The 22,573-nt window shown below is 71.4% G+C and carries 20 protein-coding genes; 12 read left to right on the forward strand and 8 right to left on the reverse strand.

The annotated features are described in order from the left end of the window. Positions 1 to 127: 127 nt before the first annotated feature. Positions 128 to 865: a Clp protease N-terminal domain-containing protein gene (locus AB0F77_RS21025; RefSeq protein ID WP_361950533.1), complete on the reverse strand. Its 738-nt coding sequence runs from the start codon at positions 863 to 865 to the stop codon at positions 128 to 130. Positions 866 to 999: 134 nt separating this feature from the next. Here AB0F77_RS21025 and AB0F77_RS21030 point away from each other — a divergent pair, with 134 nt between their 5' ends. Then, positions 1,000 to 2,112, forward strand: coding sequence for a DUF2786 domain-containing protein (locus AB0F77_RS21030; RefSeq protein WP_361950536.1), 1,113 nt, complete (start codon positions 1,000 to 1,002; stop codon positions 2,110 to 2,112). Positions 2,113 to 2,298: 186 nt separating this feature from the next. Here AB0F77_RS21030 and AB0F77_RS21035 read toward each other — a convergent pair whose 3' ends face one another. Then, on the reverse strand, positions 2,299 to 2,820 hold the full coding sequence (locus AB0F77_RS21035) for a DUF4232 domain-containing protein (protein WP_361950538.1): 522 nt from the start codon (positions 2,818 to 2,820) through the stop codon (positions 2,299 to 2,301). A 128-nt stretch (positions 2,821 to 2,948) separates the two neighbouring features. Beyond that, positions 2,949 to 3,470: a hypothetical protein gene (locus AB0F77_RS21040; protein WP_361950750.1), complete on the reverse strand. Its 522-nt coding sequence runs from the start codon at positions 3,468 to 3,470 to the stop codon at positions 2,949 to 2,951. A 697-nt stretch (positions 3,471 to 4,167) separates the two neighbouring features. Here AB0F77_RS21040 and AB0F77_RS21045 point away from each other — a divergent pair. Beyond that, the gene (locus AB0F77_RS21045; RefSeq protein WP_361950541.1) at positions 4,168 to 4,437 is read left to right on the forward strand and encodes a DUF397 domain-containing protein; all 270 of its coding nucleotides are present in this window, start codon (positions 4,168 to 4,170) and stop codon (positions 4,435 to 4,437) included. Between the two features lie 37 nt (positions 4,438 to 4,474). Here the strand turns inward: AB0F77_RS21045 and AB0F77_RS21050 are convergent, their stop codons facing one another. Next, positions 4,475 to 4,951: an ATP-binding protein gene (locus AB0F77_RS21050; protein WP_361950544.1), complete on the reverse strand. Its 477-nt coding sequence runs from the start codon at positions 4,949 to 4,951 to the stop codon at positions 4,475 to 4,477. Between the two features lie 355 nt (positions 4,952 to 5,306). Here AB0F77_RS21050 and AB0F77_RS21055 point away from each other — a divergent pair, with 355 nt between their 5' ends. The 3 genes from AB0F77_RS21055 to AB0F77_RS21065 all read left to right on the forward strand — a co-directional run bounded on the left by AB0F77_RS21055 (position 5,307) and on the right by AB0F77_RS21065 (position 8,426). Beyond that, entirely contained in the window at positions 5,307 to 6,131 is an 825-nt protein-coding gene (locus tag AB0F77_RS21055; RefSeq protein ID WP_361950753.1) for a helix-turn-helix transcriptional regulator, read from the forward strand. A 176-nt stretch (positions 6,132 to 6,307) separates the two neighbouring features. Continuing rightward, positions 6,308 to 7,768 carry an aldehyde dehydrogenase family protein gene (locus AB0F77_RS21060; protein WP_361950547.1) on the forward strand — a complete coding sequence of 487 codons (1,461 nt, stop codon included), beginning with the start codon at positions 6,308 to 6,310 and terminating at the stop codon, positions 7,766 to 7,768. Between the two features lie 109 nt (positions 7,769 to 7,877). Further along, positions 7,878 to 8,426, forward strand: a complete 549-nt coding sequence (locus tag AB0F77_RS21065; protein WP_361950550.1) for a DinB family protein — start codon at positions 7,878 to 7,880, stop codon at positions 8,424 to 8,426. A gap of 52 nt (positions 8,427 to 8,478) precedes the next feature. On the opposite strand, the gene AB0F77_RS21070 is transcribed toward AB0F77_RS21065, so the two are convergent. Further along, on the reverse strand, positions 8,479 to 9,891 hold the full coding sequence (locus AB0F77_RS21070) for a glutamate decarboxylase (RefSeq protein WP_361950553.1): 1,413 nt from the start codon (positions 9,889 to 9,891) through the stop codon (positions 8,479 to 8,481). 36 nt (positions 9,892 to 9,927) lie between these two features. Continuing rightward, positions 9,928 to 11,211 (reverse strand): ion channel protein, encoded by a 1,284-nt coding sequence (locus AB0F77_RS21075; protein ID WP_361950556.1) that lies wholly within the window; start codon positions 11,209 to 11,211, stop codon positions 9,928 to 9,930. A 182-nt stretch (positions 11,212 to 11,393) separates the two neighbouring features. Between AB0F77_RS21075 and AB0F77_RS21080 the strand changes: the two genes are divergently transcribed. Further along, positions 11,394 to 12,155 carry a MerR family transcriptional regulator gene (locus AB0F77_RS21080; protein WP_361950559.1) on the forward strand — a complete coding sequence of 254 codons (762 nt, stop codon included), beginning with the start codon at positions 11,394 to 11,396 and terminating at the stop codon, positions 12,153 to 12,155. A 165-nt stretch (positions 12,156 to 12,320) separates the two neighbouring features. Continuing rightward, entirely contained in the window at positions 12,321 to 13,208 is an 888-nt protein-coding gene (locus tag AB0F77_RS21085) for a VTT domain-containing protein (RefSeq protein WP_361950562.1), read from the forward strand. Positions 13,209 to 13,247: 39 nt separating this feature from the next. Here AB0F77_RS21085 and AB0F77_RS21090 read toward each other — a convergent pair whose 3' ends face one another. Together AB0F77_RS21090 and AB0F77_RS21095 are read right to left on the reverse strand one after the other, a co-directional pair. Beyond that, positions 13,248 to 14,909, reverse strand: a complete 1,662-nt coding sequence (locus AB0F77_RS21090; protein WP_361950565.1) for a threonine/serine exporter family protein — start codon at positions 14,907 to 14,909, stop codon at positions 13,248 to 13,250. A 101-nt stretch (positions 14,910 to 15,010) separates the two neighbouring features. After that, the gene (locus AB0F77_RS21095) at positions 15,011 to 15,502 is read right to left on the reverse strand and encodes an inorganic diphosphatase (RefSeq protein WP_361950756.1); all 492 of its coding nucleotides are present in this window, start codon (positions 15,500 to 15,502) and stop codon (positions 15,011 to 15,013) included. 79 nt (positions 15,503 to 15,581) lie between these two features. Between AB0F77_RS21095 and dacB the strand changes: the two genes are divergently transcribed. The 5 genes from dacB to ftsH all read left to right on the forward strand — a co-directional run bounded on the left by dacB (position 15,582) and on the right by ftsH (position 22,463). Further along, positions 15,582 to 17,177 carry a D-alanyl-D-alanine carboxypeptidase/D-alanyl-D-alanine-endopeptidase gene (dacB, locus tag AB0F77_RS21100; RefSeq protein WP_361950568.1) on the forward strand — a complete coding sequence of 532 codons (1,596 nt, stop codon included), beginning with the start codon at positions 15,582 to 15,584 and terminating at the stop codon, positions 17,175 to 17,177. A gap of 65 nt (positions 17,178 to 17,242) precedes the next feature. Next, on the forward strand, positions 17,243 to 18,367 hold the full coding sequence (locus AB0F77_RS21105; RefSeq protein ID WP_361950571.1) for a zinc-dependent metalloprotease: 1,125 nt from the start codon (positions 17,243 to 17,245) through the stop codon (positions 18,365 to 18,367). Between the two features lie 192 nt (positions 18,368 to 18,559). After that, positions 18,560 to 19,585, forward strand: coding sequence for a tRNA lysidine(34) synthetase TilS (tilS, locus tag AB0F77_RS21110; RefSeq protein WP_361950574.1), 1,026 nt, complete (start codon positions 18,560 to 18,562; stop codon positions 19,583 to 19,585). A 70-nt stretch (positions 19,586 to 19,655) separates the two neighbouring features. Then, positions 19,656 to 20,216, forward strand: coding sequence for a hypoxanthine phosphoribosyltransferase (gene hpt / locus AB0F77_RS21115; protein ID WP_361950759.1), 561 nt, complete (start codon positions 19,656 to 19,658; stop codon positions 20,214 to 20,216). Positions 20,217 to 20,423: 207 nt separating this feature from the next. Beyond that, the gene (gene ftsH / locus AB0F77_RS21120; protein ID WP_361950577.1) at positions 20,424 to 22,463 is read left to right on the forward strand and encodes an ATP-dependent zinc metalloprotease FtsH; all 2,040 of its coding nucleotides are present in this window, start codon (positions 20,424 to 20,426) and stop codon (positions 22,461 to 22,463) included. The last annotated feature ends 110 nt before the right edge of the window (positions 22,464 to 22,573 follow it).

Consider the following 22,573-nt stretch of genomic DNA (forward strand, 5'->3'; position numbering starts at 1 on the left):
CGCAGCAGGGTCTGACAACGCGGTCCGACCTGCGCGTTCTGCGATTTCCGCCGGTGCTCTGCGGGTCTTCTGCGGCTTCCCTGCGGGGCTCCGCGGGGTCTCTGAGGGTTCGCCGCGGGTCCGCGGGTCAGTCCTCCCGCTGTTCCGTCTTCGCGACCAGCTCCTGGAGGGCCTGGGCGATCCGGCTCTCGGTCTCGGGCTTGGTCAGGCCGAGGCCGCTGAGGAGACCCGTGCCGTTCTCGTGCTCCAGCAGCGCCAGCAGGATGTGCTCGGTGCCGATGTAGTTGTGGCCGAGCCGCAGGGCCTCGCGGAAGGTGAGCTCCAGGACCTTCTTGGCTTCCGGGCCGTAGGGGACCAGGTCCGGCGCGTCCTCGACGGCGGGCGGCAGGGCGGCGACCGCGGCGGCCTCGACCGCCTCCGGTGCCACGCCCTGTGCGGCGATCGCCCGTACGGCGAGCCCGTCCGGCTCGGTGAGCAGGCCGAGGACCAGGTGGACGGGCAGGCCCTCGGCGCTGTGGGCGGCCTGCGCCCTGCTGTGGGCGGCCATGACCACCTTGCGCGCGCGGACGGTGTAGCGGCTGAAGCCCTGGTTCGGGTCGAGGTCGGTGGACTCCTTGGGCACGAAGCGCTTCTGCGCGGCCTGCCGGGTCACCCCCATGCTCTTGCCGATGTCGCTCCAGGAGGCTCCGGAGCGCCGGGCCTGGTCGACGAAGTGGCCGATGAGGTGGTCGGCGACGTCGCCCAGGTGGTCGGCGGCGATCACCGCGTCCTGGAGCTGGTCGAGGGGTTCGCTGCGGACCTTCTTGATGGCCGCGATGAGGTCGTCGAGCCGGACGGGTGCCGCACCGGCGGGGTTCGTCGTCATGAGGCAACCATAGGTTGACACTTCGGAGGTGTCAACCGACGGTTGACAGTCGCGCCGAGGTTGCGGAGGGGAGGTTGTCCACAGGCTGTGGACGACGCCCGTCGGCCGCCGGTGGGGCATGGCACGATCGTCGGGTGAGCAGCAGCAGGACCACCAGCACCGTCGAGCGGGCCTTCCGGGCCGCCCTGTACGACGACACGGACTCCGGGCTCGACACGGGCGCGTCCCTCCTCGCGGCCGACCCCGGGGCGGACCCGGAACTCGCCGGGCGGGGCGCGGAGTTCGTGGCGGCGGCCTGGCGGCGCGGTTGGCAGCCCGCCGACGTCGTACGGATCGTGCGCCGCGAACTGGACGACGTCCACGTGCGCCTGGCCGCCGGCTTGATCCGCGCCCAGATACCCGACGACCGGCCGCGCGGACGCCGCTGGACCGAGCAACTGGACGCCCTCCCCGAGGCTCCCGCGCGCGAGGCGGACCGCTTCTCGTACGCGACCACCGTCCTGGAGCTGTACCGGCTGCTGCTGCGGCTGCCCGCCCTCGAACCCCTGGAGGAGCCCCGGCACGCGGTTCGGCCGGCCGCCTCCCGGATGCTCACCCGCATCCGCGCGCTGCTCGCCAAGGCGGAGGCGACCGGCTTTCCGGAGGAGGCGGAGGCGCTGAGCGCCAAGGCGCAGGAGCTCATGGCCCGGTACAGCGTCGACGAGGCCCTGCTCGCCGCCGGGGCGCCCGCCCCGGACGCGCCCGGTGCCTGCCGGATCGGGGTCGAGCCGCCGTACGAGCAGGCCAAGGCGGTGCTGCTGGACGCGGTCGCCACCGCGAACCGCTGCCGTGCCGTGTGGAACGAACCGTTCGCCTTCTCCACGGTCGTCGGTTTCGAGGCCGACCTGGAGGCCGTCGAGCTGCTGTACACCTCACTGCTCGTGCAGGCCACCCACGCGATGACACGGGCGGAGGCGGCGCAGCGCGCCGGCGGGCGCAGACGCACCAAGACCTTCCGCCAGTCGTTCCTCGCGGCCTACGCGCACCGGGTCGGCGACCGGCTCGCGGCCGCCGCCGAGACCCAGGTCACCCAGGACCTGCTGCCGGTCCTGGTGACCCGGGAGACGGCCGTCACCGCACGCCTGGAGAGCATGTTCCCGCGGACCACCACGTCCCGGCTGCGCGGAGTGAGCGACGAGGCGGGCTGGACGGAGGGCGCCCGCGCGGCCGACCGCGCCCAGGTCAGAGCCCGCCCCCGGCTCGACTGACCACACGGGAACGGGAGGTTCGGGAATTCGGGCGAAGTCCCGACACCCGACGTCACGACGGCGCGACCCCCGACGGTTGGACGCCCAGCGGCTCGACGCCCGAGGGCCCGATGCTCGACGCCCGACGGCTCGATGCCCGAGAGCTTGAAACTCCGACGCCCGACACCCCGGCGCCGCGCACATGCCTCAGTCGCCCGCCTGTTGGAACGCGCTCACCGAGGCGTCCGGCTTCGTCGCGTCGCCCCGGCCCGCGACCGGGCCGTACTTCCACGGGAAGCTCTCCGTGCCGTCGGCGCCGGGCAGGGAGACGACCACCGAGGTGGCCGCCATGCTCGCCGCGTCGCCGTCCTTGCCGCGCACGTACGACACGGTGAACGACGCCGAGTCGCCCTTCGCCAGTTCGAGCTTCTGCGACGTCGCGCCGTCGAGGACGGGGACCTTCGCCGAGCCGCCGGTGCCGCGCAGTTCGACACCGGGGAAGTCGTCCAGCGTGCAGGGCGCGCTCTGGTTGGTGATGCTGACGGGCACCTCGCCCGTGTCACCGGCGGCCGGCGCGACGCTCGCCGACCCGATCTGCACGGAGACCCTGCCGATCTCGCAGGCGGAGTTGTCCTTGCCCTTGGCCTTGTCCCCGCCGCCACCGTCGTCGCAGGAGGTCAGGGCGAGGGCGGCGGCGAGGACGGCGACGGTGAGCGGAATGGCGCGCATGAGGTGGGTCCCTGTCGAGGTCGTGACGGTGTTCCAGCATCATCACGCGTCCCCCGCGAGCCCTCGCGCGCGCCCCACCGAATACGTCCCCGCGCCCGCCGTCCGTGGGCCACGACCCGAGCGCCGGGCTACGACCCGAGCGCCGCCGTGGGCAGCCCCGTGGGGAACTTGCCGCCCTCGGCCTTGGTGAACGTCTCCGCGCCGAGCGCGCCGGACCAGGTCACCTTCATCGACTTCCCGTCCACCGAGTCGACCATCCCGGTCGTCCGGTCCTTGCTGCCGTCGGTGCAGGTCAGACGGATCATCCGCATCCCGGACTCCTCTTCGGCCGCCCCGCTGCACACGGACCCGCCGGTCGAGAAGAGCCCGGCCCGCGTGCCGTTGATCACCAGCGCCACGGCCTTACCGCCGGTCGTCGCGAGCCAGCTGCCCTGGAGCGGACCGGACGTGGCCGCCGTACCGCCCGTGCCTCCCGTACCGCCGGTGTCCCCGCTCGTGCCCGAGGAACCCGAGGGAGCGCCCGCGGAAGCGGTCGGGGTCGCGGAGCCGCCGCGGTCCGACGAGGTGTCGCCACCGGAGTCACCGCCACCGCTGCACGCGGTCAGCGCGAGCGCCCCCGCGAGTGCCGCGGCCACGGCCGCGCTCCGCATTCCCACAGTCGCCGAAGTCACTGGAAGCTCCCAAGCTGTAGCCGGTCGGCCGCCCGATCGCCGGAGCGACCGCAGCAAGCTATCAGTACCTATCGGGAGGAAACCGGTACACGACGTGCGCATCGGTGAAGCGTTCGAGCGCATGCGGAACCCCGCGAGGGGCCGGTCGGACGGGCGCCGGCACCCGGCCGGGGCGGTGGTGGACCCGCTCGTGGACGGGGTGTGCGGTCGTGCCGATCTTCGCGACATGGGCGCCCCGTCTCCCTGAGACCTTCACTTCCGGAAGGCGGTCAGGGGCGATTTCCAGCCGGGTTCGGACCAGTGGATTATGCCACTGGCATGATCCACCCCGTTTCTCGCTCCCCGCGGGCGCCGATATGGGTGGACCCTCGTGGGGACAGTGGAACACGAATGGCGCCGAACGCGTCTGTTACTCGTGCGCGACGGAATCGAGTCGGACGGCCCGGCGCGGACGGCGGTGTGCATGATCATTACCGGGCGGGATCGGCATGCGCCGTGGACTCCGGGGCAGACGCTGAACGACTTCTGCGAAGCGTCGCCGCGGCTGTAATCGGAGGACCACCCCGCGTGCACGTGCATATGCCCGTGCATCTGCATGTGAACGGGACTATGATCCCCGATCAGTTGACTACAGCACCTATGGCCCCATCAGCCAGTGCACCTCCAGGGAGCGACTGTGGACCACGACGTTGACGGCGTGTGCGGGGGTTACGACGTGTACAACGGCATGACTGCCACACAGCTGGACGGGGTGGCCTGGCAGAAGAGCAGGCACAGCAACTCGCAGGGGTCCTGCGTGGAGTTCGCCCGGCTCCCCGGCGGCGAGGTGGCCGTCCGCAACTCCCGCTTCCCGGACGGTCCCGCGCTCGTCTACACGCGCGCGGAGATCGAGGCGATGCTGCTGGGCGTCAAGGACGGCGAGTTCGACCACCTCGTGGCCGGCTGAACCCCCGCGCGCCGGTGACGTGCGCCGCCGCCCGCCGTCAACTCGTGGCCCGCACCCGGAACAGGGCCCAGACCACCTTGCCGCTGAGCGCGCCCGTGAGCGGGTGCCATCCCCAGCTGTCGCTGAACGAGTCGACGAGGAACAGTCCGCGGCCGGACTCCGCCGCGTAGTCGTCGGCGTCGCGGGGCATCGGGGACTCGTGGCTCGGGTCGCGCACCGCGCAGACCAGCCGCTCGGTCCAGCGCATCAGATGCAGCCGCACGCAGGACGTCTCCTCGGCGGGGCCCGCGCCGTCCTGGGTCAGGGCGTGCCGCAGGGCGTTGGTGACCAGCTCGGAGACGACGAGGCAGATGTCGTCGAAGCGGTCGTCGACCTGCCACTGGTCCAGGGTCCCGCGGGTGAAGGAACGGGCTTCGCGGACGGCTTCGTAGCGGGGAGGGAGGGCGCAGGAGGCGGCGTTGGACACGGCCGCGGGATCCAGCGGCGGAAGGCCCTGCCTTAACGGCTCGAGCATGGTCGATCCATTCGTCCCCATGCGAGGCACTCCCGGGAATTCGCGGTCGTTGCGATGCAGCGGTGGCGCGAGACCATGGTTTCGGATGCGCACAGCAGATGCAAGGGCAGATGCACGTGCACGCGACCGAATTGGGCGTTCCCGTACCACTTCTTGGCCATTTTTTCCGCCATCTTCTTGTACTTGGCTCACCTGCGTCTTGCTTCTTCCGGCGGGGAAACTTCGTCCTCTTCTCGTTTCCGTAACCGGACGAGTACTGCTCGAAGTGTTTTAGTGGCAGACTGCGGGCCCTGAAGACGGTTGGGGAGGCTGGCGGAACGTGAGCGCGGGAGAGCCCGGATCGGTGGTGCGACGCATGCTGCTCGGCTCGCAACTCAGGCGACTGCGTGAGTCGAAGGGGATCACGCGGGAGGCCGCGGGTTACTCGATCCGTGCCTCGGAATCGAAGATCAGCCGGATGGAGCTGGGCCGCGTGAGCTTCAAGACGCGGGACGTGGAAGACCTGCTGACGCTGTACGGCATCACGGACGAGGCGGAGCGCGAGTCGCTGCTCTCCCTGGCCAGGGAGGCCAATGTCGCCGGCTGGTGGCACAGCTACTCCGACGTGCTGCCCAGCTGGTTCCCCACCTATGTGGGCCTGGAGGGCGCGGCGTCCCTGATCCGAGCGTACGAGGTGCAGTTCGTGCACGGGCTGCTCCAGACCGAGGAGTACGCCCGCGCGGTCGTGCGGCGCGGTATGAAGGGCGCGAGCACGGCCGACGTCGAACGGCGTGTGGCCCTGCGTCTGGAACGGCAGAAGTACCTGGTCTCCGAGAACGCCCCCGACGTCCACATCGTCCTGGACGAGGCGGCGCTGCGCCGGCCGTACGGCGACCGCGAGGTGATGCGCGGCCAGCTCCAGCACCTGATCGAGTTCTCCGAGCGGCCCAACGTACGGCTCCAGATCGTGCCGTTCAGCCTCGGCGGCCACTCCGGCGAGAGCGGCGCGTTCACGATCCTCAGCTTCCCGGAGTCCGACCTCTCGGACGTGGTGTATCTGGAGCAGCTCACCAGCGCGCTGTACCTGGACAAACGCGAGGACGTCGCGCAGTACGAGCACGCGCTCAAGGAACTCCAGCAGGACTGCCCGGGCCCGGACGAGAGCCGTGACCTGCTGCGCGGGCTGATCCAGCTGTCGTAGCCGCGTACCGCCGCGGTGACATCCTCCGGTCCGGGAACGGACGGTCCAACTCGTGCGTGGCACACGTAGGATGACGCCTGATCAGCGAGTGACAACCTGAGAAGAAGTGATCGGGAGTCGATCGATCGCACTCCGACTGCTTCGACCGCATCGGCAGCAGGGGATCGAGGGATCACATGTCGTCCTACTTCACGGACCTGGCCCAGCAGTACATCGACGGCGAGTGGCGTCCGGGCACCGGTTCCTGGGACATCATCAACTTCAACCCGTACAACGGGGAGAAGCTCGCGTCGATCACCATAGCCGCGGTCGACGAGGTGGACCTGGCCTACCGCGCGGCCGCCCGCGCGCAGAAGCAGTGGGGCGCCACCAACGCCTACGCCCGGCGCGAGGTGTTCGAGCGCGCGCTGCGCCTGGTCGAGGAGCGCGAGGCGGAGATCACCGAGCTGATCATCGCCGAGCTGGGCGGCACCCACGTCAAGGCCGGCTTCGAGATCCACCTCGCCAAGGAGTTCCTGCGCGAGTCGATGCACCTGGCGCTGCGGCCCGAGGGCCGGATCATCCCCTCGCCGATCGACGGCAAGGAGAACCGCCTCTACCGCGTCCCGGTCGGTGTCGTCGGGGTGATCAGCCCCTTCAACTTCCCCTTCTTCCTGTCGCTGAAGTCGGTCGCCCCGGCCCTCGCGCTCGGCAACGCCGTGGTGCTCAAGCCGCACCAGAACTCCCCGGTCTCCGGCGGCACCCTGCTCGCCAAGATCTTCGAGGACGCGGGGCTGCCCGCCGGCCTGTTCAACGTCGTCGTCACCGACATCGCCGAGATAGGCGACGCGTTCATCGAGCACCCGGTGCCCAAGGTCATCTCCTTCACCGGCTCCGACAAGGTCGGGCAGCACGTGGCCACGGTCTGCGCCGCGCAGTTCAAGCGCGCGGTGCTCGAACTGGGCGGCAACAGCGCGATCGTGGTCCTCGACGACGCCGACCTCGACTACGCCGTCGACGCGGCCGTCTTCAGCCGGTACGTCCATCAGGGCCAGGTCTGCATGGCCGCCAACCGGGTGCTGGTCGACCGGTCGGTGGCGGACGAGTTCACCGAGAAGTTCGTCGCCAAGGTGCGCACGCTCAAGGTCGGCGACCCCAGCGACCCGCGCACGATCATCGGGCCGGTGATCAACTCGGCCCAGGCCAACGCCATTTCGGGTGTCGTCGAGCAGGCGATCGCGGAGGGTGCCACGGCGCTGCTGCGCGGGGCCACCACGGACAACCTGGTCGAGCCCTCCGTGCTGACGGACGTCCCGGCGGACTCCGCGCTGCTGCGCCAGGAGGTCTTCGGCCCGGTCGCCTTCCTCATCCCCTTCGACGGCGAGGAGGAGGCCCTGCGGATCGTCAACGACACCCCGTACGGGCTGAGCGGCGCCGTGCACACGGCGGACACCGAGCGGGGCGTGGCCTTCGCGAAGCGGGTCGACGCGGGCATGTTCCACGTGAACGACGGCACCGTGCACGACGAGCCGCTGGTGCCCTTCGGGGGCGAGAAGAACTCCGGGATCGGCCGGCTCAACGGTGAGACGACGCTGGACGCCTTCACCACACAGAAGTGGATCTCCGTGCAGCACGGCCGGAGCCCCTTCCCGTTCTAGACACGTCCTGCGGACCGGGCCCATGCGGACAGGATCCGACCGCATGGGCCCGTAGCTTCGGCGGTGTCGGGGACGGTCCGGTCCCCGGCGCCGACGAAAGGACACGGTCATGGTCACGCACGTACGCGCCGAGGCCAGGGGCGACGAGCGGGGGGCGCTGCTCGCCTTCCTCGCCGAGCAGCGGGGCGGGATCCGGCGGGCGCTGCTCGGCCTGACGGAGGAGCAGGCCCGGAGCCGTCCGAGCGCCAGCGAACTGTCCCTGGGCGGGCTGCTCAAGCACGTCGCCGAGGTCGAGCAGGGGTGGCTGGCCCGCGCGAAGCAGGAGCCGCCGACGGTGGTGCGGGACGCGTCGAACTGGCACGAGTGCTTCGTCCTGACGGACGCCGAGACCGTCTCGGGGCAGCTCGCGTACTGGGAGAAGGTCGCGGCCGAGACGGAGGACCACATCCGCTCGGCGCCCAGCCTGGACGACACGTTCCCGCTGCCGGACGAACCCTGGTTCCCTCCGGACGAGGCGGTGTCGCTGCGCTGGCTGCTGCTCCACCTCATCCGGGAGACGGCTCGCCACGCGGGCCACGCGGACATCATCCGGGAGTCCCTGGACGGCAGGACGGCCTTCGAACTGGTGGCCGAGGAGGAGTCCGGGTCCGGGGCCTGACCCCGCGCGGACGGGCGGCGGTCGCCGCTACGGCCCGCGCGGGAGGCGAGGATCAGTGGTGGAAGCCCGTCGCCGCCTGCTTGTCGTGGGTCAGGGGGTGCGGCTGGCGCCGCAGTTCCGGGAGCAGGCGGGTCAGGTCCTCGACGAACAGGTCCGCCAGGTCGACGGAGAAGCCGTTGCGGCACACCACCCGCAGCACGGACAGGTCCTCCCGGTTCGGCGGGAAGGTGTACGCCGGCACCAGCCAGCCGCTCTCCCGCAGCCGCCGCGACAGGTCGAACACGTCGTACGACGTCACGTCCGGGGCCGTGGTGAAGGCGAACACCGGCAGCTCGTCGCCCCGGGTGAGCAGCCGGAAGTCGCCGAGGTCCTCGATCCGCCGCGCGAGCGCCCCCGCCACGTCCCGCGTGGACTGCTGCACCGCCCGGTAGCCCTCCCGCCCGAGCCGCAGGAACGTGTAGTACTGCGCCACGACCTGCGCCCCGGGCCGGGAGAAGTTCAGCGCGAACGTCGGCATGTCGCCGCCGAGGTAGTTCACCCGGAAGACCAGCTCCTCCGGCAGCGCCTCCTTGTCCCGCCACAGCGCCCACCCCACACCCGGGTAGACCAGCCCGTACTTGTGCCCGGAGGTGTTGATGGACGCCACGCGCGGGAGGCGGAAGTCCCACACCAGGTCCTCGTCCAGGAACGGTGCGACCATGGCGCCGGACGCCCCGTCCACGTGCACCGGGACGTCGAGCCCGGTCCGCTCCTGGAGGGCGTCCAGGGCCGCGCACAGCTCCGCGATCGGCTCGTACGACCCGTCGAAGGTGGAGCCGAGGATGCCGACGACCCCGATCGTGTTCTCGTCGCACAGTTCCGCCGCGGCCTGCGGGTCGAGGTGGTAGCGGTCGCCGTCCATCGGGACCTGGCGGGCCTCCACCTCCCAGAAGTTGCAGAACTTCTCCCAGCAGACCTGCACGTTGACGCCCATCACCAGGTTGGGCCTGGCCCCGGTGCCCGGATACCGGTCCGCGTTGCGCTGCGCCCAGCGCCGCTTGAGCGCCATCCCGGCGAGCATGCACGCCTCGCTGGACCCCGTCGTCGAACACCCCACGGCGGCCGACGGGTCCGGCGCGTTCCACAGGTCGGCGAGCATCGCCACACAGCGCCGCTCCAGCTCGGCGGTGCGCGGGTACTCGTCCTTGTCGATCATGTTCTTGTCGCGGCACTCGCCCATCAGGACGCCGGCCTGCGGCTCCATCCAGGTGGTGACGAACGTGGCGAGGTTGAGCCGTGAGTTGCCGTCGAGCATCAGCTCGTCGTGCACGACCTGGTACGCCGTCGTCGGTGGCAGCGGGCCGTCCGGGAGCCGGTGCGTGGGCGGCGCCTCGACCATGCCGCCGACCGGGTTGGCCTCCCCGTAGAACGGGTTGACGGACATGGTGTGCCGGTCCTGCTTCTCGGGGCCTTTGTGGAGCGCCATGACATGTCTCCTAGGGGGTTCGGGGCGGCCGGACGGTCAGCGGACCACCGATCCGTCCGCCCGCAGCTGCATCTGCGCCCGTCCCGTCACCAGCAGCCAGGCCGGCAGCGAGGCGATGCACAGGACGGCGAGGATCGTCGGTGACGCGACGAGTACGGCGGCGGTGAACAGGCTCACCCAACCCTGCCGGGTGATGGCCAGCAGCATGCCCAGCACGCCCGCCGACACGCCGATCGCCGGATGGACGCCGGGCACCAGCGCGTGGGCGCACAGCCCGAGCGCGGAGCCGATGAAGACCGCCGGGAAGATCCGCCCGCCGCGGAAGCCGCAGGACGCGGCGACGAGCAGGGCGGCCAGCTTCACGACCGCCATCACGGCGAACTGCCCGGCCGTCCAGCCCTCCGGGTCACGCGCGAGCACCGCGACCTCGTCCAGGCCCTTGAAGAGCGTCAGATGGCCGCCCAGGGCCGCCAGCGCCCCCAGGACGACACCGCCCGCAGGCAGCATCAGCATCGGGTGCCGCAACCGCCGGAAGAGCCCGTGGACGTACGGGAAGGCGTACACCGCGGCCAGTCCGAGCAGCGCGCCCGCCGAGGCGACGACCACCGCCGCCACGATGTCGTTCCAGTGGGGGTGCCCGATGTTCGGCAGGTCCAGGTCGAAGGCCGGAGTGGCCACCAGCGTGGTCGTCAGGGCGCCGGCCGCGCCCGCCGCCAGGGGAGCGAACACGTTGTCCCACAGATGTCCGCGCATCTGCCGCCCGGCCAGCGCCTCGGACATCACCAGCGCCGCCGCCACCGGCGTGCCGAACAGCGCGCCGATCGTCGCCGACTCGGCGAGCGCCGCCCACAGCGGGCCCGGTGCACGCGGCATGAACCGGGTGCCCAGCCACACCGCGAGCCCGACGTTCACGGCGATGATCGGGTTCTCCGGGCCGAGGCTCGGCCCGCCGGCCAGCATGAGGGCGGTCGCCAGCAGCAGGCCCGGCAGGACCCGGGGCGGCAGCGCGGGCGCCTGGAGGCCCATCGTCGCGGGGTCGGGCCCGGCGTGCCCCGGCACCTTCCAGACGACCAGGCCCACCGCCAGGCCGGTCGCGACGAGCACCACGAACATCCACGCCACCGAGTAGTCGCCGACGCCCAGGGCGCCCGGCAGGGTGTGCCACAGCACGTGCTGGAGCCGCCCGGCGGCCGAGCTCACCCCGGCCAGCACCAGACCGGCCGCCACGCCCACGGCCAGGGCGGGCAGGATCAGGGGCAGCAGCGCACGCGCGGGCGTCGCCGGTGCCGGGGGCGCCTGCCGCGCGGTCTCCTGGGCCACGCGCTCACCATAAGCGGACAGAACGGGCGCAACATCCGGAGCGGAACCGACCGGGCGAGCGGCCGGCCGGGCGGCCGGGTGAGGGGTCGGGCAGGCGGTCGGGCGAGCGGTCGGAGGTACGGACTTGCACCTCACGCGGCGTGAGGGCCCACCGTGGAGCCGTACCGAGCGAAGGAGCGGAAGTGGGCTACTCCGTGGGACAGGTCGCCGGTTTCGCCGGAGTCACCGTGCGCACCCTGCACCACTACGACGAGATCGGCCTGCTCGTACCGGGCGGGCGCAGCCGGGCCGGGCACCGGCGTTACGACGACGCCGACCTCGACCGGCTGCAACGGATCCTGTTCTACCGGGAGCTCGGCTTCCCGCTCGACGAGGTCGCGGCCCTGCTCGACGACCCGGACGCGGATCCGCGCGCGCACCTGCGCCGCCAGCACCGGCTGCTGACCGCCCGGATCGAGAAGCTGACAAGGATGGCCGAGGCCGTGGAGCACGCCATGGAGGCGCGAGAGATGGGCATCGACCTGACCCCCGAGGAGCGGTTCGAGGTCTTCGGGGACAAGGACCCCGAGGAGCACGCGGAGGAGGCGGAGCGGCGCTGGGGCGGCACGGAGCAGTACGCCGAGTCCCAGCGCCGGGCCGCCGGATACACCAAGGACGACTGGAAGCGCATGCGGGCCGAGGTGGACGCCTGGAGCGCGCGCTACGCCGCCCTGATGGACGCCGGGGAGCCGTCGGCCGGGGAGGCGGCCATGGACCTGGCCGAGGAGCACCGGCAGCACATCTCCACGTGGTTCTACGAGTGCTCGTACGAACTGCACCGCGGCCTGGGCGGCATGTACGTGTCGGACGAACGCTTCAAGGCGTTCTACGACTCCCTGCGGCCGGGCCTGGCCGAGCACCTCGAAGGGGCGATCACGGCGAACGCGTCCCGTCGCGGGGCGTGAGTCCGCGCCGCCGTCGTCGACGCCCGTGGGCCCCGGCTTTGTCCCGGTCGGCCCACGGTGCATCCTGAAGGCACCGTGGAACCCGGGGCGGTCGCCTCACGTTGATAGCTTTGTGGCGCCGTCCCAGCACCGCTGTCGCCCTTCACCCCTCAGGAGCCCGGAACCGTGACGATGCTTGCCCTCGGCCCGAGCTGGCTGGACCCCAACTACTTGCTCGACACCTACAGCATCTGGGGTCTTCTGCTCATCGTCTTCGCCGAGTCCGGCCTGCTCATCGGCTTCTTCCTGCCGGGCGACTCGCTGCTGTTCACCTGTGGTCTGCTGATCACCTCCCACCAGCTGGACTTCCCGCTGTGGGGGGCGATCGGACTCATCTGCCTCGCCGCGATCCTCGGCGACCAGGCGGGCTACATGTTCGGCAAGAAGGTCGGCCCGAGCCTGTTCAACCGCCCCGACTCGCGCCTGTTCAAACAGGAGAACGTCGCCAAGGCCCACGAGTTCTTCGAGAAGTACGGCCCCAAGTCCCTGGTCCTGGCCCGCTTCGTGCCCGTCGTGCGCACGTTCACGCCGATCATCGCCGGCGTCAGCGGCATGCGGTACCGCTCGTTCCTGGTCTTCAACGTCATCGGCGGCGTCCTGTGGGGCGCGGGCGTCACCCTGCTCGGCTCGTGGCTCGGCAACATCGACTTCGTCAAGAAGAACGTCGAGGCGATCCTCATCCTGATCGTCCTCATCTCGGTGGTCCCGCTCGTCATCGAGTTCCTGAGGGCCCGCTCCAAGGAGAAGAAGAACCCGCAGGCCCCCCGGCAGCAGCCCCCGGCCCCGCAGGTCGACGAGCCGACGACCCAACTCCGCCGCGTCGAGCCGACGTACACCCAGCAGACCTACGGCCAGGAGTACGGCCAGAGCTACGGTCAGGACCACGACCAGAACCAGGGCCGGAGCCATGACCAGTACTACGGCCAGGGCCAGCAGCAGTATCCCCAGCAGCAGTACCCGCAGCAGCCGTACCCGTACGGCTACGACCAGGGCGGCAACCACCGCGCCCCGTAAGGCCGGAGCCCGCGCGGAGCGCCCCGGCCCCAGGGGCGCTCAGAACCCGCGGGTACGCTTGGCGGCGCGGCGCTTGCCGGCCGACCCCACCCGGAGGGTGAGCCGCGAGATCTCCGACCCCAGGTTGACCCCGATGGCGATGGCCATGGCCAGCGACGCGGCCTTGGCCAACGACACCAGCCCCTTGTCCACCTCGTTCTGCGCGATGGACAACAGCCCGAAGTACGTGGCCGATCCCGGCAGCAGCGGCCCGATCGCCGCCGTGGTGTACGGCAGCGCCGACGCGAACCGGTACCGCGACAGCAACTGCCCGAACAGCCCCACCAGGCCCGCCGCGACGGCCGTGGAGGCGACCGGCGAGATCCCGCCCGCGTAGTGCATCGCGCCGTACACCGACCACGCGACACCCCCGTTCAGCGTCACGGCCAGCACCGTCGAGCGCTCCTGCTGGAGCAGCACGGCGAAGGTCAGCGACAGCAGCATCGACGCGGCGATCTGGAGCAGCGGCCGCTCGCCGAGGCCCAGTGCCGCGTCCGGATTGAGCGTGGTGCCCACCTTCACGCCGAAGTACAGGACGACCAGCACACCGATGACGATGCCGACGAAGAAGTACATGACCTCCAGCAGCCGCGCCGACGCCGTGATGTAGAAGCCGGTCAGCCCGTCCTGCACCCCCGCCACCAGCGCCCGTCCGGGCAGCAGCGCGAACAGCCCACCGGTGATCACCGCGGACGCCTTCACGTCGACGTGGGCCAGCGCGAGCGCCACACCGATCGCCGCGGGCGGCATCGCGGCCACCGTGAACTGGTAGAACTCCGGCAGCCCGCGCCCCGCGCACAGCCACGCCAGCCGGTCGCCCAGCATCGCGCCCAGCGCCGCCGCGACGAACACCAGCAGATCACCGCCGACCAGCATCGAGGCCGCGCCCGCGAGCAGCCCGCTCGCCACGGTCAGCGCCCAGCCCGGATAGGGGTGCCGGTTGCGGCGGATCTCCGCCAGCCGCCGGTACGCCTCCTCCAGCGAGATGTCCGACTCCGTGTCCGTCAGATCGTCCACGAGCCGGAAGACCGCCGCGAGCCGCGTGTAGTCGGTGCCGCGCCGCCGCACCGTCCGGGACGCCGTCACCGGGTCGTCCACCAGCGACGGCTGGTGCGAGATCGACAGCAGCGTGAAGGTGACGTTCGGCTCGCAGCGGTCCAGCCCGTACGACCGGCAGACCGCGAACATCGCGGCCTCCACGTCCTCCGCGCCCTCGCCGCCCGCCAGCAGCAACTCGCCGATGCGCAGGGTCAGGTCGAGCACGCGCGGGACGGCCGGACCGCCCTCCTCCGCCGCCGGCCCCGACTCCGGCGCGGGCCGCTCGGTCACCGGCATGCGCAGCATCGTGCGCATCCGGTCCTGCCAGGGCGCGTCCTTCGTCAGCCGGACCGCGGGCAGCCCCCCGGCCGGAGTGAACGCCCAGGCGGCGTCGGCCGCGCCGTAGGTGCTCGGCGCGGTGAACGCCGACCCCTCCGGCTCCGCCCCCGGCGGCCGCGGCGTGTCCAGCCCCTTCGGCACGGCGAACTCGGACGTCGTCTCGGATCCGCCGCCCCCTCTGGGCACCGCCAGCCCCTTGGGAACCGCGAACTCGGACGTGATCTCGGGGTCGTACGTGCTCCTCGCCTCGTCCGAGCGAGGCTTGCGGTCCTCCGCCTCCATCACTCCGCAACGCTCCCTGAACGACACCTTCCGTCTGCCCTCAGTATGCGCATGGGTACGCGAACGGGCCGCACGCGTGCGCGTACGGCCCGGAGGCTGCGGGGTCAGTGACCGCCCTGCTCCTCGAGGCGCTTGTAGGACCGCTCGATCTCCGCCTCGGCGTCCGTGCGCCCCACCCAGTTGGCGCCCTCGACCGACTTGCCGGGCTCCAGGTCCTTGTAGACCTCGAAGAAGTGCTGGATCTCCAGGCGGTCGAACTCGGACACGTGGTGGATGTCGCGCAGGTGCTCCACACGCGGGTCGGTGGCCGGGACGCACAGCAGCTTGTCGTCGCCGCCCGCCTCGTCCGTCATCCGGAACATGCCGATCGCGCGGCAGCGGATGAGGCAGCCCGGGAACGTCGGCTCGTCCAGGATGACCAGCGCGTCCAGCGGGTCGCCGTCCTCGCCGAGGGTGTTCTCGACGAAGCCGTAGTCGGTCGGGTAGGCGGTCGAGGTGAAGAGACGACGGTCCAGGCGGATCCGACCGGTCTCGTGGTCCACCTCGTACTTGTTGCGCGAACCCTTCGGGATCTCGATCGTGACGTCGAACTCCACCGGTGGCTCCTCCATGATCAGCACATAGTTCTGGTGGTTAAGTGTCCCTCACGCAGGTGCGTGATCGCGAAAGGGGCTGGTGGTCGTGCCACAACTGAGGCCATGGCAGGCCGCGAGACCGCACGTGGTGCGGTTCGCGGACGCCGTACGACCGCGTCTGGCACGGACCGCGGCGACCGTCCGGCCGCGGGTCGCGCGGCTCGTACGGGCCGTGGAACCGCGGCTCGCGCGGATCCCCAGGACCGCGACCGCGCGGACCTGGCAGTACACCGCGGGGGCCGCCACCGCCGGCCTGGCCCTGGCCGCCGGCGTGGTGACCGCCGCCGGACCCTGGGACGCCACCGGTCAGCGTACGGCCGAGCGGGACCGGGCCGCCGCACTCCAACGGGCGGGTGGCGCAGATCACGGCCGTACCGTCGGGGCGGCGGCCGGCGGCCCCCGCCCCGCACCCAGCGCACAGGCCGTCCTCGCGGGCCTCGGCGGCGCCACGACCACCGTCAAGTCCGCTCCCGGGGAAAAACCCCTCGCGGACGTCCTCGGCCCCCTCCTGGACGCACCCGCCCTCGGCAAGAACCGCACCGCGGCCGTCGTCGACGTCACCACCGGCGCCCGCCTGTACGACACCGGCGGCGGCAAGGCCCTGACCCCCGCCTCCACCACCAAGATCGCCACCGCGGTCGCCGCCCTGTCCGCCCTCGGCGCCGACCACCGCCTCACCACCCGCACCGCCCTCGAACCCGACACCAGGGAGCTCGTCCTCGTCGGCGGCGGCGACCCCACCCTCACCGCCCACCCCCGGGCCGACGGCTGGGCCAGCCTGCGCACCCTCGCCACCGACACCGCCGAAGCCCTCAAGGACCGCGGCATCCGCCAGGTCACCCTCTCCTACGACACCACCCTCTACACCGGCCCCGAACTCCACCCCATCGGCGTCAACGACAACCTCGCCCCCGTCAGCGCCCTGACGGCCGACGAGGGCCGCACCGACGGCTCCAGCAGCGGACCCGTCGCACGCGTCACCGACCCCGCCGCCGACGCCGCCCGCAAGTTCGCCGGATTCCTGGAGGCCGCCGGCGTCAAGGCGTCCGCCCCCGGGCCGTCCAAGGCCACCGGCCGCGCCACCACCCTCGCCACCGTCGCCTCACCCCCGCTGTCCGCCGTCGTCGAACGCATGCTCACCAACAGCGACAACGACATCGCCGAGGCCCTCGCCCGCCAGACCGCCGTCGCCACCGGCCTGCCCGCCGGCTTCACCGGCGCCTCCCAGGCCGTCGCCGCCCAGCTGAAGCGACTCGGCCTGCCCACCGCCGGCGCCGTCTTCCACGACGGCAGCGGACTCGACCGCGCCGACCGGCTCAGCGCCGACCTCCTCACCGCCCTGCTCGCCAAGGCCGGTTCACCCACCCGGCCCGACCTGCGCCCCGTCCTCACCGGCCTGCCCGTCGCCGCCTTCACCGGCACCCTCAGCACCCGCTTCGCCGACGGCGCCGCCGGTGTCGTACGGGCCAAGACCGGCACCCTCACCGGCGTCAACGCCCTCGCCGGCACCGTCGTCGACCGGGACGGCCGCCTGCTCGCCTTCGCCTTCCTCGCCTCAGGCACCACCGGCCCCGAGGCGGCCCAGGCGGCCCTCGACCACGCCGCCAGCGCCCTCGCGGGATGCGGCTGCGGGTAGTTCGCGCCGGACGCGGAGTCCGTCACGCCCTGCCCCAAGTGCGCACGCTCACGTACCGTTGACGCATGACGAGCATCGGTGGCACGGAGATGGTCGACTGGAACCTCGCGGTCGCGACCGCGACCCGGCTGGTGCGGCCGGGCCCGGAGGTGAGCCGTGACGAGGCCCGGGCCGTCGTCGCCGAGCTGCGCCGGCACGCCAAGGCGTCCGAGGGGCACGTGCGCGGCTTCACCCGGCTCGGCACCGACGACACCCACGACACCCCGGTCCTCGTCGTCGACCGGCCCGGCTGGGTCCGCGCCAACGTCGCCGGCTTCCGGGAGATCCTCAAACCCCTCCTCGGCAAGATGCAGGAGCGGCGCGGCAACACCCCGGGCGGCGCGGTCCTCGGCGCCGTCGGCGGCAAGGTCACCGGCGTCGAGCTGGGCATGCTGCTGTCCTTCCTGTCCTCCCGCGTCCTCGGCCAGTACGAGACGTTCGCCCCCGCCACCCGCGACCTGCCCGCGGGCGAGAACGGCGGCGGGCGCCTGCTGCTCGTCGCGCCCAACATCGTCCACGTCGAACGCGAACTCGACGTCGAACCCCACGACTTCCGGCTCTGGGTGTGCCTCCACGAGGAGACCCACCGCACCCAGTTCACCGCGGTGCCCTGGCTGCGCGACCACCTGGAGGGCGAGATCCAGTCGTTCCTCTCGGAGACCGACGTCGACCCCATGACCGTCCTTGAACGCATCCGCGAGGCCGCCCAGTCCCTCGCCGGAGGACGCCCCGAGGCCGAGGAGGACGACGGCGGCCGCTCCTTCGTCGAACTCGTGCAGACCCCCGCCCAGCGCGAGATCCTCGGCCGGCTCACCGCCGTCATGTCCCTCCTGGAGGGCCACGCCGACTTCGTCATGGACGGTGTCGGACCCGACGTCGTGGCCTCCGTCGCCGAGATCCGCGAGAAGTTCCAGCAGCGCCGCGCCCGGGGCGCCTCCCGTCTCGACGCCGCCCTGCGCAAGCTCCTCGGCCTCGACGCCAAGCTCCGCCAGTACCGCGATGGCGAACGGTTCGTACGGGCCGTCGTCGACGAGGTCGGCATGGACGGCTTCAACCGCGTGTGGACCTCCCCGAACACCCTGCCGACCAAGGCCGAGATCGCCAAACCGGCGGACTGGGTCACGCGGGTGCACCGCAGGCCGGAGTCGTGAACCGGACCACCGGGGCGTGAGCCGGATCCCACCCGTGGCAGGCGGGCGCCCCGCCAATCACCCGTCCGAGGGACCGTGAGCGAAGGGTAGGCGTGCAATGCTCAGGGAACGGCCCGTTTCTGTCACCATCGACACACTCTGAGTGACCGATCTCGGGCTCACCCCCCGAAAACTTCATGAAGGGAACCGGACATGGGTCCCCATCCTGCGGTCGCGGCGATACGCCTGGCGGTCCGCCGCGTCCTCCACGACATCCTCACCGAGCACGGCTCCCCCGCCCCGGACACCGCGGCGCGACGCCCCGCGCCCCCGCTCGTCCTCGTGGCCTGCTCCGGCGGCGCCGACTCCATGGCCCTCGCCTCCGCCCTTGCCTTCGAAGCCCCCAGGACCGGCGTCCGCGCGGGCGGCGTCACCGTCGACCACGGCCTGCAGACCGGCTCCGACCGGCGCGCCGGGGAAGTCGTCCAGCGGATGCGCGAACTCGGCCTCGACCCCGTCGAGTCCACCGCCGTCACCGTCGGCCGCGAGGGCGGACCCGAGGCCGCCGCCCGGGACGCCCGCTACGCCGCCCTCGACGCCGCGGCCCTCCGCCACGGCGCCACCGCGGTCCTGCTCGGACACACCCGCGACGACCAGGCCGAAACCGTTCTGCTCGGCCTCGCCCGCGGCTCCGGCATCCGCTCCCTGTCCGGGATGGCCGCGGTCTCGGGGGCCGACGGCCGCTACCGCCGTCCCTTCCTCCAGCTCGACCGGCAGACCGCCCGCACGGCGTGCATGGCCCAGTCCCTGCCCGTCTGGGACGACCCCCACAACACCGACCCCGCCTACACCCGCTCCCGGCTGCGCCACGAGGGCCTGCCCGCCCTGGAGAAGGCCCTCGGCAAAGGAGTCGTCGAGGCACTCGCCCGTACGGCCCAGCTCTCCCGCGACGACGCCGACGCGCTCGACACATGGGCCAGCCAGGCCGAGGTCGGCGTCCGCGACGACGCGGGCCTCCTGGAGTGCGCCAAGCTCCGCGCCCTCCCGCCCGCCGTGCGCCGCCGCATCCTGCGCCGCGCCGCCATCCGGGCCGGCGCCCCCGCCGGTTCGCTGTTCGCCCGCCACATCGAGGAAGTCGACCGCCTGATCACCGGCTGGCGCGGCCAGGGGGCCATCAATCTCCCGGGCAAGGTCGTTGCCCAGCGCCAGGGTGGCAGACTGGTGATCCGGCAGGGCTGACTCCCGACCTCCGGAGGAACCCTCCGACGGCCCGGGCAGCCTGATGAAGCGGGACGACCGACCGAAAGTGATGCGGGTGGACGCGAAAGACATGGGTGCCGACCTCAAGCAGGTACTCATCACCAAGGAAGAGATCGACGCCAAGCTGGTCGAGCTGGCCTCGAAGATCGACGCGGAGTACGCGGGCAAGGACCTGCTCATCGTCGGAGTCCTCAAGGGCGCCGTGATGGTCATGGCGGACCTCGCCCGGGCGCTGTCCACCCCCGTCACCATGGACTGGATGGCCGTGTCCTCGTACGGCGCGGGCACCCAGTCCTCCGGAGTCGTGCGGATCCTCAAGGACCTCGACACCGACATCAAGGGCAAGCACGTCCTGATCGTCGAGGACATCATCGACTCCGGTCTGACCCTGTCCTGGCTGCTGTCCAACCTCGGCTCGCGCGAGCCCGCCTCCCTCAAGGTGTGCACGCTGCTGCGCAAGCCGGACGCGGCCAAGGTGGCCATCGATGTCGAGTGGGTCGGCTTCGACATCCCGAACGAGTTCGTCGTCGGATACGGCCTCGACTACGCGGAGAAGTACCGCAACCTGCCGTTCGTCGGTACGCTCGCGCCTCACGTCTACGGCGGCTGAGCGCCCCCGCGGGCGTGACGGGCCCCACACCGGCCCGTTTGCGCAGGACGATCGGGAACCCCGGCGGGCTTCGCGCCGTTGGAGCATGCAGAGACGGGCAACCAGCCGTCCGTGCGACTTCGGACAACAATGCTGGGGTACCGTCAGAAGAACTGTCTTATCAAACTCACTATGGCAGGAGGGACGGGGCGACACCGCTCCGTATGGATGGACGTGAAGCGATACTTCCGTGGGCCGGTCATGTGGATCGTGCTGGCCGTCCTTGCCGTGGTCGTGTTGATGCAGGTCGTCGGCTCGTCCGGCGGCTACAAGACGGTGGACACCGGCCAGGTCGTGGCGGCGATCAACAACAACCAGGTGCAGTCGGCCAAACTCACCACAGGTGACGAGCAGACCGTCAAGGTCACGCTCAAGGACGGTCAGAAGGTCGAAGGCAGCTCGAAGATCCAGGCGAGCTACATCGGCGACCAGGGCACGAACCTCGCGGGCGTGCTCCAGACCAAGTTCCAGGACAAGCAGATCCCCGACGGCTACACCGTGGCGCCGTCGAAGCAGAACCCGTTCCTCGGCGTGCTGCTCTCCCTGCTCCCCTTCGTCCTGATCGTGGTCGTCTTCCTGTTCCTGATGAATCAGATGCAGGGCGGCGGCTCCCGGGTCATGAACTTCGGGAAGTCCAAGGCGAAGCTCATCACCAAGGACACCCCCAAGACGACGTTCACCGACGTCGCCGGCGCGGACGAGGCCGTCGAGGAGCTCCACGAGATCAAGGAGTTTCTCCAGGAGCCGGCCAAGTTCCAGGCCGTCGGAGCCAAGATCCCCAAGGGTGTGCTGCTCTACGGCCCGCCCGGCACCGGCAAGACCCTGCTGGCGCGCGCCGTCGCGGGCGAGGCCGGCGTGCCGTTCTACTCGATCTCCGGTTCCGACTTCGTCGAGATGTTCGTCGGTGTCGGTGCCTCCCGGGTCCGTGACCTCTTCGAGCAGGCCAAGGCCAACGCGCCCGCCATCGTCTTCGTCGACGAGATCGACGCCGTCGGTCGCCACCGCGGCGCCGGCCTGGGCGGCGGTCACGATGAGCGCGAGCAGACCCTGAACCAGCTCCTCGTCGAGATGGACGGCTTCGACGTCAAGGGCGGCGTCATCCTCATCGCCGCCACGAACCGGCCCGACATCCTCGACCCCGCGCTCCTGCGCCCCGGCCGCTTCGACCGCCAGATCGCGGTCGACCGCCCGGACATGCAGGGCCGGCTGGAGATCCTCAAGGTCCACCAGAAGGGCAAGCCGGTCGCGCCCGACGTCGACCTGTCGGCCGTCGCCCGCCGCACCCCCGGCTTCACCGGTGCGGATCTGTCGAACGTGCTCAACGAGGCGGCGCTGCTCACGGCCCGCAGCGACAAGAAGCTCATCGACAACCAGATGCTCGACGAGGCGATCGACCGTGTGGTCGCGGGCCCGCAGAAGCGGACCCGGATCATGTCGGACAAGGAGAAGAAGATCACCGCGTACCACGAGGGCGGACACGCCCTGGTCGCGGCGGCTTCCCCGAACTCCGACCCGGTCCACAAGATCACGATCCTGTCCCGCGGCCGGGCCCTCGGCTACACGATGGTGCTCCCGGACGAGGACAAGTACTCGACCACGCGCAACGAGATGCTCGACCAGCTCGCCTACATGCTGGGCGGTCGCGCGGCCGAGGAACTGGTCTTCCACGACCCGACCACGGGCGCCGCGAACGACATCGAGAAGGCCACCACCACGGCCCGCGCGATGGTCACCCAGTACGGCATGACGGAGCGTCTGGGCGCCATCAAGTTCGGCGGCGACAACACCGAGCCGTTCCTCGGACGTGAGATGGCTCACCAGCGTGACTACTCGGAAGAGGTCGCCGCGCTGGTGGACGAGGAAGTCAAGAAGCTCATCGAGAACGCGCACAACGAAGCCTGGGAAATCCTGGTGGAGAACCGCGACGTCCTCGACAACCTCGTCCTGGCCCTCCTGGAGAAGGAGACCCTGGGCAAGGAGGAGATCGCCGAGATCTTCGCGCCGATCGTCAAGCGGCCGCCCCGGCCCGCCTGGACCGGCTCCTCGCGTCGTACGCCGTCCACCCGCCCGCCGGTGCTCTCCCCGAAGGAGCTGGCACTGACCAACGGGACGAACGGCGCGACGCCGGCGATCAGCACCGCCAAGTCGACGGCGGCGGAGTCCGCCCCGGTGACGGAGCAGTCCCCGGAGGACCGCCCCGAGAGCTGACCCCCCGGGCCCGGTGCGACGCACCGGGCCCGGAATGCGTGCCGCGCCCCCCGGGTTCTAGCCTGGGGGGCGCGGCTTTGTGCGGACCCGCACGTCAGACCCAAGGAACG

Origin of the sequence: Streptomyces sp. NPDC026672 (genome assembly GCF_040638185.1) — a bacterium.
Classification (GTDB): domain Bacteria; phylum Actinomycetota; class Actinomycetes; order Streptomycetales; family Streptomycetaceae; genus Streptomyces.

Excerpts from the sequence above, each read along its gene's own strand:
- AB0F77_RS21025 (WP_361950533.1), bottom strand. The coding sequence starts at position 865 with ATGACGACGAACCCCGCCGGTGCGGCACCCGTCCGGCTCGACGACCTC.
- AB0F77_RS21035 (WP_361950538.1), bottom strand. The coding sequence starts at position 2,820 with ATGCGCGCCATTCCGCTCACCGTCGCCGTCCTCGCCGCCGCCCTCGCC.
- AB0F77_RS21040 (WP_361950750.1), bottom strand. The coding sequence starts at position 3,470 with ATGCGGAGCGCGGCCGTGGCCGCGGCACTCGCGGGGGCGCTCGCGCTG.
- AB0F77_RS21050 (WP_361950544.1), bottom strand. The coding sequence starts at position 4,951 with ATGCTCGAGCCGTTAAGGCAGGGCCTTCCGCCGCTGGATCCCGCGGCC.
- AB0F77_RS21055 (WP_361950753.1), top strand. The coding sequence starts at position 5,307 with ATGCTGCTCGGCTCGCAACTCAGGCGACTGCGTGAGTCGAAGGGGATC.
- AB0F77_RS21060 (WP_361950547.1), top strand. The coding sequence starts at position 6,308 with ATGTCGTCCTACTTCACGGACCTGGCCCAGCAGTACATCGACGGCGAG.
- AB0F77_RS21065 (WP_361950550.1), top strand. The coding sequence starts at position 7,878 with ATGGTCACGCACGTACGCGCCGAGGCCAGGGGCGACGAGCGGGGGGCG.
- AB0F77_RS21070 (WP_361950553.1), bottom strand. The coding sequence starts at position 9,891 with ATGGCGCTCCACAAAGGCCCCGAGAAGCAGGACCGGCACACCATGTCC.
- AB0F77_RS21105 (WP_361950571.1), top strand. The coding sequence starts at position 17,243 with ATGACGAGCATCGGTGGCACGGAGATGGTCGACTGGAACCTCGCGGTC.
- tilS (WP_361950574.1), top strand. The coding sequence starts at position 18,560 with ATGGGTCCCCATCCTGCGGTCGCGGCGATACGCCTGGCGGTCCGCCGC.
- hpt (WP_361950759.1), top strand. The coding sequence starts at position 19,656 with ATGCGGGTGGACGCGAAAGACATGGGTGCCGACCTCAAGCAGGTACTC.
- ftsH (WP_361950577.1), top strand. The coding sequence starts at position 20,424 with ATGGACGTGAAGCGATACTTCCGTGGGCCGGTCATGTGGATCGTGCTG.